The sequence below is a fragment of the Pseudoalteromonas sp. OF7H-1 genome, assembly GCF_022347825.1.
Taxonomy (GTDB): Bacteria; Pseudomonadota; Gammaproteobacteria; order Enterobacterales; family Alteromonadaceae; genus Pseudoalteromonas; species Pseudoalteromonas maricaloris.
This window is the reverse complement of sequence record NZ_JAKRFX010000025.1, coordinates 48,736-69,168: the sequence shown is the minus strand read 5'-3', so window position 1 is coordinate 69,168 and position 20,433 is coordinate 48,736. Positions and strand designations below refer to the sequence as shown.

Below are 20,433 nucleotides of genomic sequence, written 5' to 3'. Positions count from 1 at the left end.
TTGAGAAGAAGTTTCGAACTTAAGTTTTACTTGACGCTAACTCGTTGCTGCTTTGCTTTTCAGCGTAGCGCCCCGTGTCAGTGGGGTCGCATTATAGGGCGATCCGATTTTAGTGCAACCCTTTTTTTAAAGAAAATTGCAAAAAACAGATCGTTTGGATAGAAATCACTCTAAGACGGTTGTTTTTGCATGTTTTACAAACAAAAAGAGCGCTAAACGCGCTCTATTTTTAATTCCCAACCGAATTTTGATAGGTAAGCCGCTTCTTGAACGAGCTCCGCTAGCATCAACGGATGAAGAGATAACCAAGGATCGGGCATTTGCATTGTCAGGGACTTTTTCTCTTCATTGTTGGCTTGAACTGTTACTTTAGGTAGAACATCATCTTTTCTACGCATAGATAGCAAAACACCAAGTCGAACTACGACGCACAACAGCTTAGCGTATTCAAAGTGACAACCTAATCGGTCAAAATCTTTGGCAACAAGGTCGGCTCTGTGATTTTTAACGATAGCAACGATAATATCTTTTTGCGCTTTGCTATATCCAGGCATCGAAGTATTCGCCAATATATAGCCGCTGTGTCTATGGTACTGTTTATAGTCAATCAGCAAGCCTATTTCATGAAGAGATGCGATTGCCTTTGCCAAGTGAAGACTCGCTTGTTCATCCAGGCTCCAGCTTGATGACACTTGGGCGATAATATCAGACACCACTTCGTATACTCGCAGCGCCTGCTCGGTATCAACATGATAACGCTGAGTGAAACCATCCAATGTGCGCTGACAGATATCGACAGCCTGAAAATCAGGGATCATACTATAAAGTACACCCTCTCGAAGTGCGCCACCGGCAAGACCCATAGATTGAATACCTAATGACTTGAATAGTGCAATCAAAATTGCAAGGCCCGATACAAAGACTAAGCGGCGTTCTTCAATTAGCCCAGGTAAAGTTAGCGCAGCCACCGTTTCACATTCAATTGCTTTAAGCTTTACTTCTTCCAACTTGTTTAGCGTCAGTTGTTCATTCTCGCCCATCGCAGCGAAAATTTCCTGAATGGCTTGAACAGTACCTGACGCACCAATGGCTAACTCCCAGCCAAGCTTTATATATTTGGCCTGGATAGGCTGTATTACCTGCTTTGCAGCCTGCTCAGCAACGTCAAAGTTTTCGAGACTTAATAGGCCATCGCTGAAATATCTATCTAGATAAGTCACACAACCCATATTTAAGCTTTTATACAGTAAGGCATCAAAGCCTTTTCCGATCACGACTTCGGTACTCGCGCCACCGATATCAATAACGAGTTGCTTACCTTGACAGGCAGATGTGTGAGCGACACCTTTATAAATGGTTTTTGCTTCCACTTCTCCACTTATCACATTTACCTGATGATTAAGGATCTGCTCCGCTTTTTCGATAAATGTGTGAGCATTAGTAGCCAAACGCAATGTCGCTGTCGCGACAATACTGACGTTTTGCTTGGGGATATCCTGTAAGCGCTCAGCAAACAAAGCAAGACATTCCCATCCTCTTTGCATCGCCTCAAGCGACAATTCATTTTGGTCATTAAGCCCAGATGCCAGCCGCACCTTCCTTTTCACACGGCCAATGGTGTGAATACCGCCTGCCATATGTTTCGCTATCAACATATGAAAGCTGTTAGAACCTAAGTCTATTACAGCGTAAATATCTTCCTTCGAAGCAGTCTTTGCCACTTTTTAAACCTCAACAAATCGCTTTAAGCGCTTACTACTTTACTACCCAAGGTTACTTGGATTGTGGTTTTCTATAGCCACCTGTTCGGCGACCACCACCACGTTGCTTGTTACCACTATTACCATGACCTGAATGACGACGTTTATTTACTTGAGGCGCACGCAAGTCAGTTAATAGTGCTGTTTTGTCATAATGAGAAACAGGAATTGCATGCTCTATGTATTCCTCTATCTCATGTAAATTATAGGCGTATTGCTCGCACGCGAAACTAATCGCATGTCCAGATGCACCCGCTCGACCCGTACGACCAATGCGGTGAACGTAGTCTTCTCTGTCATCCGGCAAGTCGAAGTTGAACACATGACTTACTTCAGGAATATGTAAACCACGCGCAGCAACATCAGTCGCAACCAGTAAATCAACATCGCCACGCGTAAACTGCGCTAAAATTGATTGGCGTTTCTTTTGATTCACGTCTCCAGTAAGCAAGCCTGCACGATGGCCATCTGCTTTCAGCCATGCATATACGTTTTCACAGCTGTGCTTAGTATTAGCAAAAATGATTGCCTTCTCTGGCCACTCTTCTTCAATCAAAGTCAGTAGTAAAGGTATTTTGTCATCTGTTGACGGGTGAAATAGCTCTTCTTGAATACGCTTGCCCGTTTTAACATCTGGCTCAATTTGCACATGAATAGGATTGGTCATGTGTTCGAATGCTAACTCTTGCACTCTGTATGACAGTGTTGCAGAGAATAATAGATTTAATCGCTCTTCACGACCTGGCATGCGATTGAACAAATAACGAATGTCTTTGATAAAACCTAAATCAAACATTCGGTCTGCTTCATCTAGCACAACCACTTCGATATCATTGAGGTTATAAGCACCCTGCTTATAAAAATCGATTAAACGCCCAGTCGTTCCGATTAGTATATCCGCGCCTTTTTCCAATTGAGCCCGTTGTTTTTCGTAATCTTCGCCACCATATACAAGGGCAAGCTTAAGATCACAACGTGGCGCAATGACTTGCGCGTCCTTATGTATTTGGATAGCCAACTCTCGAGTCGGTGCCATAATAATTGCACGAGGTTGCGTTTTTTTATCCTTTTTAGTCTGCAATAGGCGATGACAGGTCGCGGTCAAAAACGCAAGAGTTTTGCCCGTACCAGTTTGTGCCTGACCCGCGATATCGCGGCCTTCACAGATGTAAGGTATACACTTTGCTTGGATTGGCGTACAAAATTCGAAGCCATTTTCCTGTAAACCGGCGACCACTTCCGGCGCTAAAGCAAAGTCGTTGAATTTTTTATTGGTCAAATGTGTCTTAGTCATAGCAATAAAGCATAACGTTTAAACTTGCAATAAGAAACAAGAGTGTTTAAATACGCATTAAATATTTCGCCTAATTCTAACGGAGAGCGTAATGAGCGACAAAATTATCCAACTAACTGATGACAGCTTTGAAGCTGACGTAATCAAATCTGACAAGCCTGTACTAGTAGATTTCTGGGCAGAATGGTGTGGCCCTTGTAAGATGATTGCGCCTATCCTTGATGAAGTTGCAGAATCACACGGTGACCGCGTAGCGATCGGCAAACTAAATATCGACCAAAACGCAGGTACTCCACCTAAGTACGGTATCCGTGGTATTCCAACACTATTACTGTTTAAAGATGGTGCAGTAGCAGCAACTAAAGTTGGTGCTCTATCTAAGACTCAACTTGTTGAGTTCTTAGAAAACAACCTATAATTCAGGCTGTTACACACTCTGCGGCATAACTGCCGCAGTTGTGAAGCTGATCTATATCATTTTTAATAGAATAAAATTTGTATAAACACTGGACGACCCGACGCCTAGCTGCTAACTTATAAAGCCACAAACCTTTAAGCTTTATCAAATCAACCTCTCTCGTGAAACTAACGAGAATGACAACTGTAATAAAGAACCCACCAATATGCATTTACGCGAATTAAAAGACAAGTCAATCAATGAACTTGTAAAACTTGCTGAGTCCATGGGACTTGAAAACGTAGCTCGTTTAAGAAAACAAGATATTATCTTTGCTATTTTGAAAGCGCACGCGAAAAGCGGCGAGAATATATACGGCGGCGGTGTTTTAGAAATTTTACAAGATGGCTTCGGCTTTTTACGTTCTTCAGAAGCATCTTACCTAGCTGGCCCTGATGATATTTATGTTTCTCCGAGCCAGATTAGACGTTTCAGCCTGCGTACCGGTGATACCATCGTTGGTTTAATCAGACCACCAAAAGATGGCGAAAGATATTTTGCATTATTGAAAGTTAATGAAGTTAACTTCGATAAGCCTGAAAACTCTCGTACCAAAATCCTATTCGAAAACCTAACGCCTATTCATGCTAATGAGCGTATGGTAATGGAACGCGGTAATGGTAGTACCGAAGATATTACCGCTCGAGTATTAGACCTTGCCTCTCCAATTGGTAAAGGTCAGCGTGCACTTATCGTTGCACCACCAAAGGCGGGTAAGACAATGTTGCTACAAAACATTGCTCAGTCCATCACATACAACAACCCAGATGCAACTTTGATGGTACTACTTATCGATGAGCGTCCGGAAGAAGTAACTGAGATGCAGCGCCTTGTTCAAGGTGAAGTTATTGCCTCTACGTTTGATGAACCAGCTAACCGCCACGTTCAGGTAGCAGAAATGGTAATCGAAAAAGCAAAACGCTTAGTTGAGCATAAGAAGGATGTTATTATTCTACTTGATTCAATTACACGTCTTGCTCGAGCATACAACACAGTTATTCCTTCATCAGGTAAAGTATTAACTGGTGGTGTTGATGCCAATGCACTTCACAAGCCTAAGCGCTTCTTTGGCGCTGCGCGTAATGTTGAGGAAGGCGGAAGCTTAACCATCATCGCAACGGCACTTATCGATACCGGCTCTAAGATGGATGAAGTTATCTACGAAGAGTTTAAAGGTACGGGTAACATGGAACTACACCTAAACCGTAAGATTGCGGAAAAACGTGTATTCCCAGCTATCGACTTCAACCGTTCAGGTACTCGTCGTGAAGAACTACTGACGAAAACTGACGAACTTCAGAAAATGTGGATCTTGCGTAAGATTGTGCATGAAATGAGTGAAATCGATGCGATGGAATTCCTTATTGATAAGCTTTCCATGAGCAAAACAAACGATGAGTTTTTCGACTCAATGCGTCGTAAGTAAGTAGACTCTAAGTCTAGTTATTGAAAAGCCAGCTTATGCTGGCTTTTTGCGTTTCAGGTTCGCCAACTGCCTGTTTTTGTTCTATACCTTACCTAGTGAATTTAAACCAAATTTGAATAATGAACCTAGGGACATAGAATGAAGCCGAGTCGTATTATTGCCGCTGTCACGCTTTTTAACTTGGCTTCAGTAACACTCGCTATTACCTTACTATCCTCTGATGAGGCTAGAGTGGCCGTCGCAGTTAGCGCTTTAACACTCGGGGCATTATTGCAATTCTTATGTTTAAAAAAAGCCTCTTCTGCTGAAAAAGATATGGAGCATCTAGTTCGCAATTTTATCAGTGACAATGGTGTCGACCTAACATATCGCTTTAACGAACAAGATAAAAATATTTCTAAGTCCTGCCTACTAATGAATGATTGCTTCGCCGTTATAGAACATATAATTAGTGAAGTGTACGCATCTTCTTCTCGACTTCACCCAATGGCGGATAGCTTAAGAGATACCTATGCATCCATGACACAAAAGGCAACACTTCAGCACACTCACGGTGAATACTTAGCTACCTCAATACAGTCTATGTTAGAGATTTCTGCGCGTTTAGATACTAGCTTAGAGCAGATCTACGCATCTGTAGAGAATGCCACAACGGCAGTGAAACAGACCCGATTAGATACCGATAAAAGCCAAGAAAGTCTGCTCACACTTGCAGACAACATCAAGAAAACCAGTGAACAAATAGAATTGCTCAAAACTGACAGCAATGAAATTAGTTCTGTGCTTGAAGTCATTAACGGTATTGCAGAGCAAACCAACTTACTTGCACTGAATGCCGCAATTGAGGCCGCACGAGCAGGCGAGTTAGGACGAGGCTTTGCCGTCGTTGCTGACGAAGTGCGTAATCTGGCAGCACGAACGAGTCAATCAACCAAGGAAGTAAGCCAAGTCATAAGAAAAATACAATCCGGTACAGATTCTGTTTATGCGCTGATGCAAGCGGCACTAAAGGAAACAGATAACACCGTAAAATTAAGCGAAGCTTCTACAAAAGAAGTGGATGAAATAGAAAATGCGATGCTTTCTATCAACCAAATGTCCCATGACATTCATCAACAAGTTGAAGAGCAGAAACAAGCCTCTGACGCAGCTCAAGAAAGTATAGAGTCAATGGTACACCTGAATTCCGATGCCCTTTCAAGTACCAAAATACAGGCCGTCTCCAATCGTGACCTCATTGCCCTTTCGCAAAGTATTCATTCAAAGTTATCCATGTTTAAGATTTCAGATTACACGCCAGAACTCGATACCAGAAAAGACAGCTCCCGAGTATCTATCAGTGATGATGAGCAACCTGACAATCTAAAGGTGGATGATTCCGACGATATAGAGCTATTTTAGGAGGCTAATGATTCTTGAGATTTTAGCTGATCACACATAGCTAAAAACAGAGATTGAAATTGGTCTTCACTTCCTTGCTTTAATACTTTCTCAAATTCGATTGCGATGCTTGCAAGCTCCGGAAATTCAAACATGGATGCTGCCCCAGCCAGTTTATGACAAATAGTCTGAAGTGTGACCAGGTCTTTGTTTTGCCATGCATCAATCAGCAAGTAGCGCTCTTGCTCAAAAGTGCTTGCGAAACTATCTCGCAAATCCGATAAATCAATATTAAGTTCATACGCTTTGCCGTCAGACTCAAAGTTTAAGTGCGTATTCAATACCGCTAATAATTCATTTTTATTAATCGGCTTGCCAATGTGACCATTGAACCCTGAGTCAATATATGATTTTACCTCTTCCATCAACACATTAGCGGTTAATGCGTATATTGGACCAGAGTAACCCGCTGAGCGAATGATCCGAAGTGCCTCAACCCCATCCATTCTTGGCATTTGAATGTCCATAAGCACCACATCAGGAAAATCACTAAGACACTGTTCAACCGCTCGAGCACCATTTTCGGCTACAATAACCGTCGCACCAGTTCGCTCAATCATCCGAGAGAATAGCTGCCGATTCTCTGGGTGATCTTCCACAACCAGCACCGTACCCGAGAGCAAAGGTTGCTTAGATTGCGGCTCCTGAATTTCGGCAATAGCCGTATTGAGATAAACAGTACAAGGTACACTGAAGGAAAACGCACTGCCATGATCGACAACACTTTGTACTTTGATTTCACCACTCATCATGTGAGCAAGCTGGCTCGACAAACTTAACCCCAGCCCAGAACCACCAAAGCGCCTTGTTATACTGTTGTCAGCTTGTTGGAAATTATCAAAAATTCGACCTATCTGCTGCTCAGTCATACCAATACCGGTGTCCTTCACCACAAACTGTAAACCATGGTGCGTTTCAGATACTTCCAATTCGATACGACCTTTTTCGGTAAACTTTAGGGCATTACTTAGCAAATTTATTAGTATTTGTTTTACTCGAATGTAATCCAAACGTACATAAGCGTTAGTCCTTACCTGATCACAGACGATAAACTCTAATTGCTTACTCTGTATATTTTGTTGAAACATATCACATAAGTCAGCAAGTAAGCTGCTTACCGAAAATTCAGTTGCTTCTAGCTCTAACCGCTCGGCTTCGATTCGACTTAAATCCAAAATATCATTGACGAGATCGCGTAAATGTAATCCTTGATTATAAATAGTTCTGACCGATGCTTGTGCCTGAGCATTTAAATCTTGTTCGACCAACAAGTCTTCTGCATGTCCCAGCACCGTAGTAAGTGGCGTTCTGATTTCATGGCTCATGTTTGCCAGAAATTGACTTTTCACTTGATTGGCCGCTTTTAACTCATCCGCTTTTTGCTGAAGCTCAGATGTTCTCAACGCTACTTTTTGGCTTAACTCTAGTTTTGCTCTTTGCTCTACCTTACGTCGATAGAGTGCGAAAGTGGTCAGTAAGGTTAACAGCGCGATGATAACACCCAACAATTGTAATTGGCTGCGCTGCTCCTCTTTCAGTAGCTGTAATTTTTGTTCTTGCTTGAGCACTTCGACTTCTCGAGAAAGCTCACTAGCCTCATACTTAGCACGATAGTCATTAATCCGTTTCAGCATGTCATCATTCATCAAGCGGTTTTGCGCTTCCAAATTTTGTGAGTCATAATCTCTAGCGCGCTTAATATTTCCTTGTGCAGCCTCAATCAGCGCTAACAAACGAAGTGCCATACGCTCTCTTTTCTGTTCATGCATAACTCGACTAGCCGCTAAACTTTGTTCTGCATTAGTCAGAGCTTCTGTTAGCCGCCCTTGAGCAAAGAAGATTTGTGCTAAGGTGAACTGAGCTTCCATGAGGTTGGCAGGATTCTGAGCCTTTTCAGCATAATAGAGCGCAAAGTTTGCTTCTTTTTCGGCTAATTCTAATTGGTTTTGTGAATAGCTCAATAAAGCAAGGTTGCCATATTCAAATGACAAGTGGCGGACGTCATTCTGCGCTTCATAATAAGCAATTGCTGCTTGGTACGACGCTTTGGCAAGCGCGGGACGTTTAGTCTCAGTGTATAGCACGCCAAGATCTGCTTGAGCTAGTGCAACACCATATTCATCGTTTAGCTCGACGAATGCGTTTAGGGCTTCATGGAGCATTTCTTCCGCTTTGTCATAGGCTCCTTGGCGAATATAAACACCCGATATATTCAGTAAAATATCGGCATGATCTTGAGCATTACCAAACTCTTGGTAAAGCTCATCTGCTTTTAAATAATTATGCAGTGCCAAGTCAAGTGTGAAGCTATTAAAATACGCTAACCCCAAATTACTATGTAAATTAGCCATTTCGATGGGGACATTACGTTGCTCAGCTAACGCTAATGCCCGTGAGTAAAACTCAATTGCCTGTTGATAATGACCAAGGTAAAAGTAGCAGATCCCTTGAACCTTTACCGCTGAAAAATGGTTGTCACTCAGTCTATCTGATTGCGTTATCAACTCTAACTGGTTGAGAAAAACGAGTGCATCTTTGAATTGATTTTGTTTGTAAGCAGATTTACCTAGGCTAAGCAAAAGCTCTATTTTTCTTGTCTTTCCTAGGTTTTGCTTCGTGAGCAACTCAGTGCCCAGCATTTTTTGTTGTTGCCAATTGGTGGTTTGCTCAATCTCAGAGATCCGCTCAGCAAGGGTACTATCATTTAGCGTGGCGTTAACTTGAAAACAACTGGAGAAACACAGGCTACAGGCAAACACAGACCAGGGCTTTAGTAGCCTCGATAAATTCATTGTTGCTCTCCATTGCTTATCATTTAGTCTGCGTGGTAGTGTGAAGATACACCAAGACTAAAGAGGCGACAATGTTCAATCCGCTAACAGATGTTATTTTTAGACTAATTTGTCAAAATCAATCTTTAAAAGTGCACACTATTGCCGCCGCTCTGATGGAACAACAGCAACTACCTCGCCTTGATGAAGATGAAAATAAAAATCTATTTAAACGTAACTTCCTGATCATGAATGCCTTGTATCAACTCCAGCAAGAAGTGTTCGCTGAGGGCCAATATCTACATGTAGAAGCTCTCAATATTTATCTAGTTCCACAATTAGATAAACATCCATTAGCGTTAGATGATCCGCTCAGAAGTTACTATTTAGACTGGCAGCATTACGAAACCAGTAGTGAAGAAGTGAGTGTTCTGTTAGATAATTTTTGGCAACAATTTACATTTAGCGGCGCTCGCCAGCAACTTGCCATCAAGCATGACGAATTAAACGCGATTAAAACACGCTGGCAGCTACCTGAAGATTATGATCGCAGGATGTTAAGTCAATGCTGGAGAAAACTGGCCCTGACTCATCACCCAGATAAATCAGGTGATGAGGAAACATTCAAACGTTTAATGAACGAGTATGAAATACTCAAGCAGGCCTTAAGCACGTAAAGCTTTATAGCGCTTATTTTTAATCTTACTATTGTTAAGCTTACGTAGTGCAGGCTTCACTGCCTCGCGTTTTACAGCCACGAATGTTTGCACATCATAAATATTGATTTTACCAATTTGCTTAAAGCTTATGCCTTCTTCACCAGTCAAACTGCCGACGATATCTCCTTTGCGGAGTTTTTGCTGCTTTCCGCCTTCAATCATGAGGGTCACCATATTCGACTTATAGGCTGGTTTTTCGAGCAGTGAATGACCTGGCAACGTGCCATGTTTTAGCTCTTGACCATATATTTCCGCCAACTGTTTTATTTTGAAGGCTTCTTTTTCTCCATAAAGAGATACTGCGATACCTTTGTGCTCCCCCCGACCCGTACGACCAACACGGTGAATATGCGTCTGCGGCTCAAGCGCCAAATGATAGTTAACCACAAGCTCAACTTCCTCAACGTCGAGCCCTCGAGCGGCCACGTCAGTGGCAACTAAAATATTGGCACTCTTGTTGGCAAAAGTGAGCAATGACCACTCACGTTCACCTTGATCTAAATCGCCATGTAACTCGACACAAGCAAGTCCGGTTTGACGTAATTCTTCAAATAGTCGCTTAGTCTCAGCTTTAGTATTACAAAAAACGATACAGCTTTGCGGCTGATGCTGCATTAACAGCACTCTCAGTGCGTTAAAGCGCATTTTATTGTTGTCTAACTTATAAAAGGTTTGCTTAATGCTGTGGTGTGCTTGTTCTTCTTTCGCTTCAACAAACTCTGGCTCACGCATATATTGCTTCGCCAGTTTCATGATCTTATCTGGGTAAGTCGCACTAAACATTAGTGTTTGTCGAACTTCAGGCACATACACTAAAATGCTTTCTAGCGTTTCAGTAAAGCCCATATCCAGCATCTGATCAGCTTCGTCGAATACCACAGTCTGCGTTTCAGTTAGCATGAGTGAACCATTAAAAACATGCTCTTCAACCCGACCTGGTGTACCAACAACAATATGCGCGCCATGTTGCAACGCCCGTGTTTGAGGTTCAATTGGCGTTCCTCCGCAGAGTGTTTGCACTTTGACGTTACCAATTAAAGCCGCAACTTTTCTGATCTCTTGTGCGACTTGATCAGCCAACTCTCTCGTTGGACATAACACCAAAGCCTGAACCTCATTGCACTCGGGCTGCAACTTATTCAGCAGCGCAAGTGAAAACACCAATGTTTTACCAGATCCGGTTTTCCCTTTCACGACTAAATCTAGTCCAGTCAGCGCCGGCGCTAAACTCACAGACTGTACTGCTGTTGGCACCATGTAGTTAAGATCTACAAGGCGCTGAGCAAGCGCTTGGTTTAGAGGTAATTGAGAAAATGAAGTGATCGACACAGTGCTTTCCTATTCGCTATCTTAATCGCGTATTTTATACCAAATGTGTAAATTCGCTAACCGCTTTACTCTATTATTCCAAGATAAAGCGCCCCTAGATTGTGGATGAATTATCCTCATCGCAATACACGGACTTACATCACAATTTATGCTTTAATCTCTCGGTAACTCCATTTTTACCAAGGATTATCATGAAGTTTAAATCACTATTGGCATTTGGTTTATTAAGCGCAGGTTTGAGTACAGCACTGCAAGCCGAAGAATTTACTACACAACAATTAGAACAAGTTAAACAAGTTAGAGAAGCCGCAAGCCACAGCAACCTAAGTTGGCAACTACTAGAATCCCTCACCACAGAAGTAGGCCCACGCTTACCGGGTACCGAAAATGATAAAAAAGCGGTAGCTTGGGCAAAGAAACAACTTGAGCAATTGGGCTTTGACAAAGTCTGGCTTGAGGAAGCAACCTTTCCTGAATGGCGCCGCTACCATGAGTCTGCAAAAATCCTGATACCGAGCGAACAACCGCTACACCTTACTGCGCTCGGTAACAGCGTCAGCACACCAAAAGATGGGCTAAGTGGTGAGGTAATTTTATTTGAAACTCTCGACGAGCTGATTGCCGCGCCAGACAATAGCTTAAAAGGTAAAATAGCTTTTATTAATTACCGCATGAACCGCGACATTGATGGTAATGGCTATGGACCTGCGGTAAGAGCTCGTAATAGCGGCGCCGTAGAAGCGGCTAAAAAAGGCGCTATCGCCTATATGATGCGCTCTGTAAGCACCAGCCACCACCGCTTCGCGCACACTGGCGGCAGTCACTATAAAGCGGGAGTGACAAAGATCCCGTCCACTGCAGTTGCCAACCCTGATGCGGATCAGCTAGCACGCCTTATCAACTCAGGTCATACCGTTAAAGTCGCGCTAAATATTCAAACCGAGGACTTAGGTGAAGGAACCAGTTACAACGTCATCGGTGAATTCACGGGCACCGAATTTCCAGAGCAATATGTCTTAATTGGTGGTCACTTAGACTCTTGGGATCTGGGTACTGGTGCACTCGATGATGGCGCAGGTGTTGCATTAACGATGGCAGCAGCAAAGCACATTGCCGATGTAAAACGCCCTAAACGTAGTGTCCGGGTAGTCCTATTTGCAGCAGAAGAACTCGGTCTTTGGGGAGCAAAAGCTTATTTTAAAAAGCATCAGGCAGAATTAGACCGCATCGTAGCCGCATCCGAGTCCGATTTTGGTGCAGATGTAGTGTATGCATTTGAATCAAACGTAAATGCCGCTTCCTTACCGGTTGTACGTGAGATTGCAAAGCAATTGGCGCCACTTGGCGTTACTTATATTGGCAAGAATAGCGCACATGGTGGTCCTGACTTAATTCCGCTGAAAAATGCCACATCGGCGCCAATCTTCGCTTTACACCAAGATGGCACAGATTATTTTGATTATCACCACACAGCTGATGACACGCTTGATAAAGTCGATCCGGCAAAATTAAAGCAAAATACCGCGGCATACGCTGTATTTGCCTTAATGGCAGCCGACGCCAAAACGAAAATGGCAGGGAAATAAAATCTTACACTTATGGGGACAAGTACACTTGTCCCCTACACTCAAGTTGCCTACCTTAGACATACCCACACCTAACTAACTAATAGAATATGGAAATCAAAAGCGTATTTTTTTCCTTTTACGACACAATATTCAACTTTATCAGTAAATATAAACTTACCGTGTCGGCACTGATTGTGGTCACTATTGCACTTTACTTTTATAACCAATATCAACAACAAATCGCTAGTTATCAAACATACTTAGCATCCCCACAAATCGATGACCTGATTATTTTTGATGCTGGTAAAAACATAGGGCAAGCTTATGATCCGGCTTTTCAGGTCTTACAAATTACTGAGCTGACAGATGACAACATTGAAGTAAAGGAAAGCGCCTACACTTACCGTACGATGCGTAACATCACCCGAGATATCCGTGTCAGCATGCTAATGACCGATCACTATTTTAAACCACAAAGGCTGACGCTAGAAAAAGATAACCTATTAGACTTACTTGACGATGACACCATAGTCTCAGTCTACAGACCCGTCGGGATCCATGTGCTTGGCGGCGTTGTTAGACAACGATTTAAAAAGCCGAAGCCGCTATACAATGGACCCAAAATTTCAGCACAGAATCAAGAAGCAATTCACGCTTACAGCCAAGGAAACTTTGAAGAAGCAAAAACGGGATTTGCAGCAGCGGCTAAAACCGGCAACCCTTGGGCACAATATAACTATGGGACAATGCTTCGCGATGGTGAAGGCGGTGCAAAAGACATTAAAAAAGCGATCCACTGGCTTAAACTTGCTGCCGAGCAAGGTAATCATAAAGCACAAACGGCGCTGGCTAAGTTATGCCAAGACCACCCTTGTTAACTGTGACTTTGCTTGTGATACTGCATAGTCAAAACGTTTGCTTCAAACTCTTGTTGTGCCACAGGCTTAGAATGAAAATAGCCTTGTGTCATATCACACAGTAAATTCTTTAAAAACATGCATTGTGCAGGGGTTTCAACCCCTTCCGCAATGACCCTTAAGTTCAATTTATGCGCCATCAAGATAATCGCACTGACGAGCGCTTTATCTTCTTCATCTTCAGGTAAATCTCGAATAAAGGTTCTATCAATTTTCAATTTAGAAAGCGGGAAGCGCTTGAGGTAACTCAACGACGAATATCCAGTACCAAAGTCGTCAATCGCCAGTTCTACGCCCATTTCTCTTAATGCTTTTAGTTGTGACAATATTTTGTCTGAGTTTTCAACTAGTACCGACTCTGTGATTTCCAATGTCAGATATTTTGCTTCCAGTTTGGTATCTCTAAGTACCTTCCTTACTAGCTCGACCATATCTTGGCGTTTAAACTGGATACTAGAAACGTTAACTGCAATAAATAAGGGTCTACCGTAGTTGTCTTGCCAGGCTTTAACTTGAGAACAAGCGTGATACAGCACCCACTCTCCAATGGGTAAGATAAGGCCTAGTTCTTCGCAAACGGGAATAAACTGCTCGGGTGAAACATGGCCCAGCAACTCACTTTTCCATCTTAACAACACCTCGCAGCCAACGAGGTCGCCGCTGCCAAGCTGTGAAAAAATGGGCTGGTACACCAGTGATAATTCTCGATTAGAAAGTGCTTTATGCAAAGCACTTTCTAACACACTACGCGCTTTGGCATGTTGATGCATCGCTGAAGTATAGAATTGAAAACAGTCGCGACCATGTTCCTTGGCTTTATACATTGCACTGTCGGCATTACGGAGCAAAATTTTTCGATCGGTGCCGTCATCTGGGTAAAGCGTGATCCCCATACTACCGGATACATAAGCTTCGTGCCCTTCCAAATGAAAAGGGTTGGCTAACGCACGTAAAATCTTCGTCGCAACCAGCTCTAAATCACTGATAGAACTTATATCTTGTAGCAATAAAGCAAATTCATCCCCACCTAACCTTGCAACGGTATCAGAGCTGCGCACGCACTCATTAATACGGTTTGCTGCTTCTTTGAGTAATAGATCACCAATATGGTGCCCAAGCGTATCATTCACTGCTTTAAAGCGGTCAAGATCGATAAAACAAATAGCAAAGCGCTCTTCTAGTTGAGCTGCTCGTTTTAACGCTAAATCAAATTTAACGTGATAATGATGGCGATTTGCAAGGCCCGTCAAACTATCAAAGTTGGCTTGCTGCCACATCAACTGTTCATTACGTTTTCTCGAGGTAATATCGCTGAATAGGGCTACATACATATCAATTTCCCGAGCTTCATTAAATACTGCGGATACCTGCAGCCAACTCGGATAAATTTCACCATTTTTGCGCTTGTTCCAAATCTCTCCTTCCCAATGACCTTTATTAACCAAGTCATCATATAACGCGTTGAAAAAGCGCTCATCGTGACGTCCAGAATTCAGGATTGCAGGCGTTTCCCCAATCACTTCATCCATGCCAAAGCCTGTAATTTCGCTAAATGCGCGATTTACCATTTGGATTTGATTATGTTTGTCGGAGACCAACACACCTTCCGTGGTTGTCGAAAATACCGTACTTGCTAAGCGCTGTTCTCTTTCATTCTCAAGTTCTTCCGTAATATCCTGAATAACATAGATAAAACCAAGCTTTGCTTGTGTTTCACTGACCACAGGGGCACAAGAAACCCGAACATTGCGATAGCCAAAACGCGCATCAAGTTGGCACTCAAGCGTTCCTTCCGTTAGCAGCTTTTCACTATCAAGCACATCAAATAAGGTATAAATAGATTTTGATTTTAACGATTCTAAACTATCAAAATCCTTTAACACTGAGCCATTAGCGGCTTCAATGTGATGAGTTTCATCCGTAAACACCAGATATGCTTTAATACCATCAAAAATGGCACTAAGTTTCGCACCTTGGTCTTGTGCTCGCTGATTGGAGCGCCTTAGCCTGACCAAAACGGTCATCAACACCGCCATCGATAGAATAAGCACAGCAATTACCGCAGTTAACAAAATGACCTGTACCATATTGGCTTGCTTGATTTTTTCAGTCTGCAGCATGACCTGTTGTTCAAGATTGGCTTGGTAATGCCAAAGATCTTGCTGTAGCTTACGCTGCTCACTCATATCTTGAATGATAGAAAGTAACCTAGGTTTGCCATCGCTATCTTCAAATGGTGTCGAGTGAACACTTACTGTTTTCACACTACCGTCTGCAGTTTGATGTTGGAAGATAAAATAGTTACGGCCTTCATTTAAAGCCGCTTGACGCTCATTGGCAACCTGCTCGGCAGTAAATAAGTTGATATCTTGAATGACTTTTGATTCTAGTACCGCCTCGCTATAACCATAGAATGCGGCAGCAGCCTTATTGGCATCCAAAATTTTTCCAGACGTGGGCTCGATGATCAACATCACCGCGCTATGATTAGAAAAAGTATAATATGGTAACTCGTTAGCTGGTGCTGAAATACAAAACAGCAACAGCAGCCCCCCGAGCAATTTTGACATCAACTTCAAACTCAGACCCCTCAGGATATCGTTTTATGCAACCGCGGCGACTATAGCGCAAAGGGTATGTGAGCTACATCGAAAGTCGATTTTTGCTTGTTTCATATCAAAACAACTCAACACACACATCATTTTATAACAATTTATACACTTGCTCCGGCGTACTGACAAGCCGATAAGTTCTGAAAGTGTAGTCTATTTCGAAATACTGTAGACGCAAAAGTGAGTCACTAAACCTTTTCACCATCCCATCCGTACAGCTAGGAAAAATATGCCTAGTTGATATACTAGGCCAAACTCAACTCATAGTGCGCCGATGAAATACCAAGACTTACGAGATTTTATAGCCCAGCTTGAAAAACAAGGAGAACTTGTTCGCGTCAAGCAGCCCATTTCCACCAAACTAGAAATGACTGAAATTGCAGATCGAACGCTGCGAGCAGGTGGACCCGCTATCCTATTTGAAAACCCTGTAGGTTATGACATTCCGGTACTGGCTAACCTATTTGGCACACCAAAGCGCGTTGCAATGGGGATGGGACAAAGCGATGTCAGTGAGCTAAGAGAAGTCGGCAAGTTACTTGCTTTTTTAAAAGAACCCGATCCACCGAAGGGAATTAAAGAAGCCATCGGCCAGCTACCGGTATTCAAACAAGTGTTGAATATGCCAGCCAAGGAAGTGAAAAAAGCGCCATGCCAAGAAGTCGTATTGAGCGGTGATGAGGTCGATCTCACGACACTACCTATTCAACATTGCTGGCCTGGTGATGCCGCACCTTTAATCACATGGGGGTTAACGGTAACCAAAGGTCCTTATAAAAAGCGTCAGAACCTAGGGATTTATCGTCAGCAGCTATTGGGTAAAAACAAAATTATTATGCGCTGGCTATCACATCGCGGCGGCGCGCTTGACTTTCAAGAGTGGTGCAAAGAGCATCCGGGCGAACCGTATCCGGTATCGGTTGCACTTGGCGCTGATCCGGCGACGATTTTAGGTGCCGTAACTCCGGTTCCCGATACTTTGAGCGAATACGCATTTGCAGGTCTACTGCGTGGTAGTAAGACGCAGGTCGTTAAATCTATTTCTAACGAACTGCAAGTACCAGCGAGTGCCGAAATCGTCTTAGAAGGATATATTCAACCGGGCGAGCTCGCACCAGAAGGTCCATATGGCGATCACACAGGCTACTACAATGAAGTTGACGACTTCCCTGTAATGACTGTCACCCATATGACGCATCGCAAAGATCCAATTTATCACAGCACTTATACGGGCCGCCCGCCTGATGAGCCTGCTATTCTTGGTGTTGCCCTTAACGAAGTATTCGTACCTATTTTACAAAAGCAATTTCCGGAAATCGTCGATTTTTACCTTCCACCAGAAGGCTGCTCATACCGCATGGCGGTCGTCACCATGAAAAAGCAGTATCCGGGGCATGCTAAACGCGTGATGATGGGCGTATGGTCTTTCCTTAGACAATTTATGTACACCAAGTTTGTCATTGTTTGCGATGATGATGTAAATGCTCGCGACTGGAATGATGTGATTTGGGCGATAACAACACGTATGGACCCCGCAAGAGACACCACCTTAGTTGAAAGCACACCTATCGATTATCTCGATTTTGCTTCCCCTGTATCTGGTCTTGGTTCTAAAATGGGTATGGACGCAACTAACAAGTGGCCGGGTGAGACCGACCGTGAATGGGGCGAGCCTATCGTTATGGATCCCGAGGTTAAACAACGCGTTGACGAAATTTGGGATACCCTAGGGATCACCATCAAATGACATATATCATCTAACATTGTGCACTCAGCTATGCTAGAGTGCACAGACTTTAGCCACGTGCTTAATAAAGGTAACACATGCAAGTATTAGCAGCAGAGGTTGTCTCAATTACACCTCTTACGGAATTTGTTCACAAAGTTATATTAAAACCTGAAGAAGCGGTGCAATTCGAAGCCGGCCAGTATCTGCAATTGGTACTTGGTGAAAAAGACAAACGTGCTTTCTCGATTGCCAGCAGCCCTTCAAAAACAGAGCAGTTAGAGCTACATATCGGTGCTTCTGGCGCTGACTCTTATGCCATGCAGTCACTAGATCACCTACGTAACGCTTTTGATACAAAGCAAACCGTTGCATTAGAAGTTGGTCTTGGCGTATCTCAGATCCGTGTTGATCAAGCGCGTCCACTAGTACTCCTTGCCGGCGGTACTGGATTTTCTTATGTCAAATCTATGGCCGATCACTTGGCTGAAACGGGTTACGACCAACCAGTATTATTTTACTGGGGTGTAAAAGAAGAAGCTGCGCTATATGCAAAAGCGGAGATGGAAGCTTGGGCCGCCTCAAATAAACACTTTCAGTTTATTCCTGTGGTAGAAAATGCCAGTGAAGCATGGAAAGGCCATCGTGGTTTCGTTCATCAGGCTGTGATGAAAGATATCGTTTCTTTAGAGCCGTACAGCATTTATATGGCAGGCCGCTTTGACATGATTGGCATCGTGCGTGATGACTTTATCAATCATGGTGCTGAGCGCGACTTTATGTACGCCGACGCTTTTGCGTTTATTAAGTAACTTAAGACAAGTTATTTAATAGCAATTTATCCAATGTGTGGCAGGTCTTTAGTCACACATTGAAAAAACAGAACGAACCAATCAAAACAATCCATTTTACCAAAGCAGCCTCAATCGCTACTCTCATATTACACACAAACACCGCGAGAAGTATGATGAGTAAACTCTATGTTCGTGACATCATGTCACCTGATTTCCCACTGTTAACCGCCGAGACCGAGCTAACCGACGCGATTAGTTTGCTACAAAAGCATCATTTAATTGGTGCGCCAGTGATAGATGCACAGCGCCATCTTGTTGGATTTATTTCAGAGCAGCAGCTACTCAAGCCTTTGCTTAATTCCAGCTACTTTTGTGATGGTAAAGTACAGCTGAGAGACTTACTGGCTACGCCTGCCCTCAGCATTGAAGCTGCAACAACCGTTGTCGACCTTGCACAACGTATGCAGCAAAATAGTCCTAAGGTTTATCCCGTACTCAATGAAGGCAAAGTGATTGGAATTGTGACGCGCAGCCAAGTCGTTGCGGCGTTAAAAGAGAGTTATCTTAGCTGTGCGGGGTGATCCCACACAGCAATTTCAGCCTACGCTTTCTTTGCAAGCAACGCTTTTTTATCAGCTTCGCTTAAAAAGGCAATCTCAACCGCATTGCGCTGCGCTTTATGGATATCACTCAAATCTAAACCTGCCGCCGCAGCTGCATGGCTATACTCGTTGTCCAACTCGATACCTTGAACCGCAGGGTCATCGGTATTGATGGTTGCCAATACACCATGATCTAAAAATGCTTTCAATGGATGCGTGGTTAAACTTTCGACAGTACTTGTTTGGATATTACTGGTTAGGCAAGACTCGATCCCGATACGATTATCACGTAAATAGTCCATCAGAGCTGGGTCATGGATTGCTTTAACTCCGTGACCGATACGTGTTGCACCAAGTTCTTTAATGGCTTGCCAGATACTTACCGCGCCCTCCGCTTCACCAGCATGTACCGTCACCCCAAGGTAAGCATCGCGAACCTGTTTATAATGTTCAATAAACAGCTCGCCTGGGAAGCCCAGCTCGTCACCCGCGAGGTCAATCGCAACCAACTGCTCTTTAAAGGCAAGTAGCGCGTCTAGCTCATATTGACACTTTTCCACACCAAATGTGCGTGACATAATCCCGATCAGGTTAACCTTAATGTCTTGGCCTTTAACTGCACTTTGTACACCGTCGACTACGGCTTCAACAACGCCCTGCGGGTGTAGATTATGGGTTTTTGCCATGTAGTAAGGACTAAACCTTAGCTCTGTGTAATCAATACCTTGTGCAACTGCGTCGGCAACATTTTCAATCGCAATACGGCGACAAGCATCGTAGTCACCAAGTACCTTTACGCCCCAATCTAGTTTTTCAAGAAACGCCATTAGATTGGGTGCATTGTCCAACACTTGAACATGTGGGCGTAGACCTTCGAGATCCGTTGCCGGTAAATCCATATTAAACTGCTGGCCAAGTTCTAAAATCGTTGTAGCACGAACGTTACCATCTAAGTGGCGATGTAAATCTAATAGTGGGAGTGTGTTATTGATCATAAGAGACTCGATTTGCAGTTAAA

At 43.3% G+C, this 20,433-nt stretch carries 15 protein-coding genes; 9 read left to right on the top strand and 6 right to left on the bottom strand.

The window, feature by feature from the left end; all coding sequences use genetic code 11:
* Positions 1-212: 212 nt before the first annotated feature.
* Together gppA and rhlB are read right to left on the bottom strand one after the other, a co-directional pair.
* Positions 213-1,721: a guanosine-5'-triphosphate,3'-diphosphate diphosphatase gene (gene gppA, locus MHN30_RS22260; protein ID WP_222242021.1), complete on the bottom strand. Its 1,509-nt coding sequence runs from the start codon at positions 1,719-1,721 to the stop codon at positions 213-215.
* 52 nt (positions 1,722-1,773) lie between these two features.
* On the bottom strand, positions 1,774-3,054 hold the full coding sequence (gene rhlB / locus MHN30_RS22255; protein ID WP_017219421.1) for an ATP-dependent RNA helicase RhlB: 1,281 nt from the start codon (positions 3,052-3,054) through the stop codon (positions 1,774-1,776).
* Positions 3,055-3,145: 91 nt separating this feature from the next.
* Between rhlB and trxA the strand changes: the two genes are divergently transcribed.
* The 3 genes from trxA to MHN30_RS22240 all read left to right on the top strand — a co-directional run bounded on the left by trxA (position 3,146) and on the right by MHN30_RS22240 (position 6,338).
* Positions 3,146-3,472 (top strand): thioredoxin TrxA, encoded by a 327-nt coding sequence (trxA, locus tag MHN30_RS22250; RefSeq protein WP_010378172.1) that lies wholly within the window; start codon positions 3,146-3,148, stop codon positions 3,470-3,472.
* Between the two features lie 205 nt (positions 3,473-3,677).
* The gene (rho, locus tag MHN30_RS22245) at positions 3,678-4,937 is read left to right on the top strand and encodes a transcription termination factor Rho (protein ID WP_010378171.1); all 1,260 of its coding nucleotides are present in this window, start codon (positions 3,678-3,680) and stop codon (positions 4,935-4,937) included.
* A 138-nt stretch (positions 4,938-5,075) separates the two neighbouring features.
* Positions 5,076-6,338 (top strand): methyl-accepting chemotaxis protein, encoded by a 1,263-nt coding sequence (locus tag MHN30_RS22240; RefSeq protein WP_130163269.1) that lies wholly within the window; start codon positions 5,076-5,078, stop codon positions 6,336-6,338.
* On the opposite strand, the gene MHN30_RS22235 is transcribed toward MHN30_RS22240, so the two are convergent.
* Complete coding sequence (locus MHN30_RS22235) at positions 6,335-9,169, bottom strand: response regulator (RefSeq protein WP_239361170.1); 2,835 nt, start codon at positions 9,167-9,169, stop codon at positions 6,335-6,337. The genes MHN30_RS22240 and MHN30_RS22235 overlap by 4 nt on opposite strands.
* A gap of 71 nt (positions 9,170-9,240) precedes the next feature.
* Here MHN30_RS22235 and MHN30_RS22230 point away from each other — a divergent pair, with 71 nt between their 5' ends.
* A complete protein-coding gene (locus tag MHN30_RS22230) occupies positions 9,241-9,825 on the top strand; it encodes a DNA-J related domain-containing protein (RefSeq protein WP_130163267.1) in 585 nt (194 codons plus the stop codon).
* On the opposite strand, the gene dbpA is transcribed toward MHN30_RS22230, so the two are convergent.
* On the bottom strand, positions 9,814-11,196 hold the full coding sequence (dbpA, locus tag MHN30_RS22225; RefSeq protein WP_130163266.1) for an ATP-dependent RNA helicase DbpA: 1,383 nt from the start codon (positions 11,194-11,196) through the stop codon (positions 9,814-9,816). The genes MHN30_RS22230 and dbpA overlap by 12 nt on opposite strands.
* Positions 11,197-11,387: 191 nt before the next feature.
* Here dbpA and MHN30_RS22220 point away from each other — a divergent pair, with 191 nt between their 5' ends.
* Complete coding sequence (locus tag MHN30_RS22220) at positions 11,388-12,782, top strand: M20/M25/M40 family metallo-hydrolase (protein ID WP_130163265.1); 1,395 nt, start codon at positions 11,388-11,390, stop codon at positions 12,780-12,782.
* Positions 12,783-12,871: 89 nt separating this feature from the next.
* A complete protein-coding gene (locus MHN30_RS22215) occupies positions 12,872-13,642 on the top strand; it encodes a tetratricopeptide repeat protein (protein ID WP_130163264.1) in 771 nt (256 codons plus the stop codon).
* On the opposite strand, the gene MHN30_RS22210 is transcribed toward MHN30_RS22215, so the two are convergent.
* Positions 13,639-16,251: an EAL domain-containing protein gene (locus MHN30_RS22210; protein WP_130163263.1), complete on the bottom strand. Its 2,613-nt coding sequence runs from the start codon at positions 16,249-16,251 to the stop codon at positions 13,639-13,641. The two genes, MHN30_RS22215 and MHN30_RS22210, sit on opposite strands and share 4 nt — an antisense overlap.
* Before the next feature lie 316 nt (positions 16,252-16,567).
* On the opposite strand from MHN30_RS22210, the gene ubiD reads away from it, so the two are divergent.
* The 3 genes from ubiD to MHN30_RS22195 all read left to right on the top strand — a co-directional run bounded on the left by ubiD (position 16,568) and on the right by MHN30_RS22195 (position 19,394).
* A complete protein-coding gene (gene ubiD / locus MHN30_RS22205) occupies positions 16,568-18,040 on the top strand; it encodes a 4-hydroxy-3-polyprenylbenzoate decarboxylase (RefSeq protein WP_069022841.1) in 1,473 nt (490 codons plus the stop codon).
* A gap of 77 nt (positions 18,041-18,117) precedes the next feature.
* Positions 18,118-18,831, top strand: a complete 714-nt coding sequence (gene fre, locus MHN30_RS22200) for an NAD(P)H-flavin reductase (RefSeq protein ID WP_010378155.1) — start codon at positions 18,118-18,120, stop codon at positions 18,829-18,831.
* A 155-nt stretch (positions 18,832-18,986) separates the two neighbouring features.
* A complete protein-coding gene (locus MHN30_RS22195) occupies positions 18,987-19,394 on the top strand; it encodes a CBS domain-containing protein (protein ID WP_039491023.1) in 408 nt (135 codons plus the stop codon).
* Positions 19,395-19,414: 20 nt separating this feature from the next.
* Here MHN30_RS22195 and add read toward each other — a convergent pair whose 3' ends face one another.
* A complete protein-coding gene (gene add / locus MHN30_RS22190) occupies positions 19,415-20,410 on the bottom strand; it encodes an adenosine deaminase (RefSeq protein ID WP_039491021.1) in 996 nt (331 codons plus the stop codon).
* Positions 20,411-20,433 lie beyond the last annotated feature (23 nt).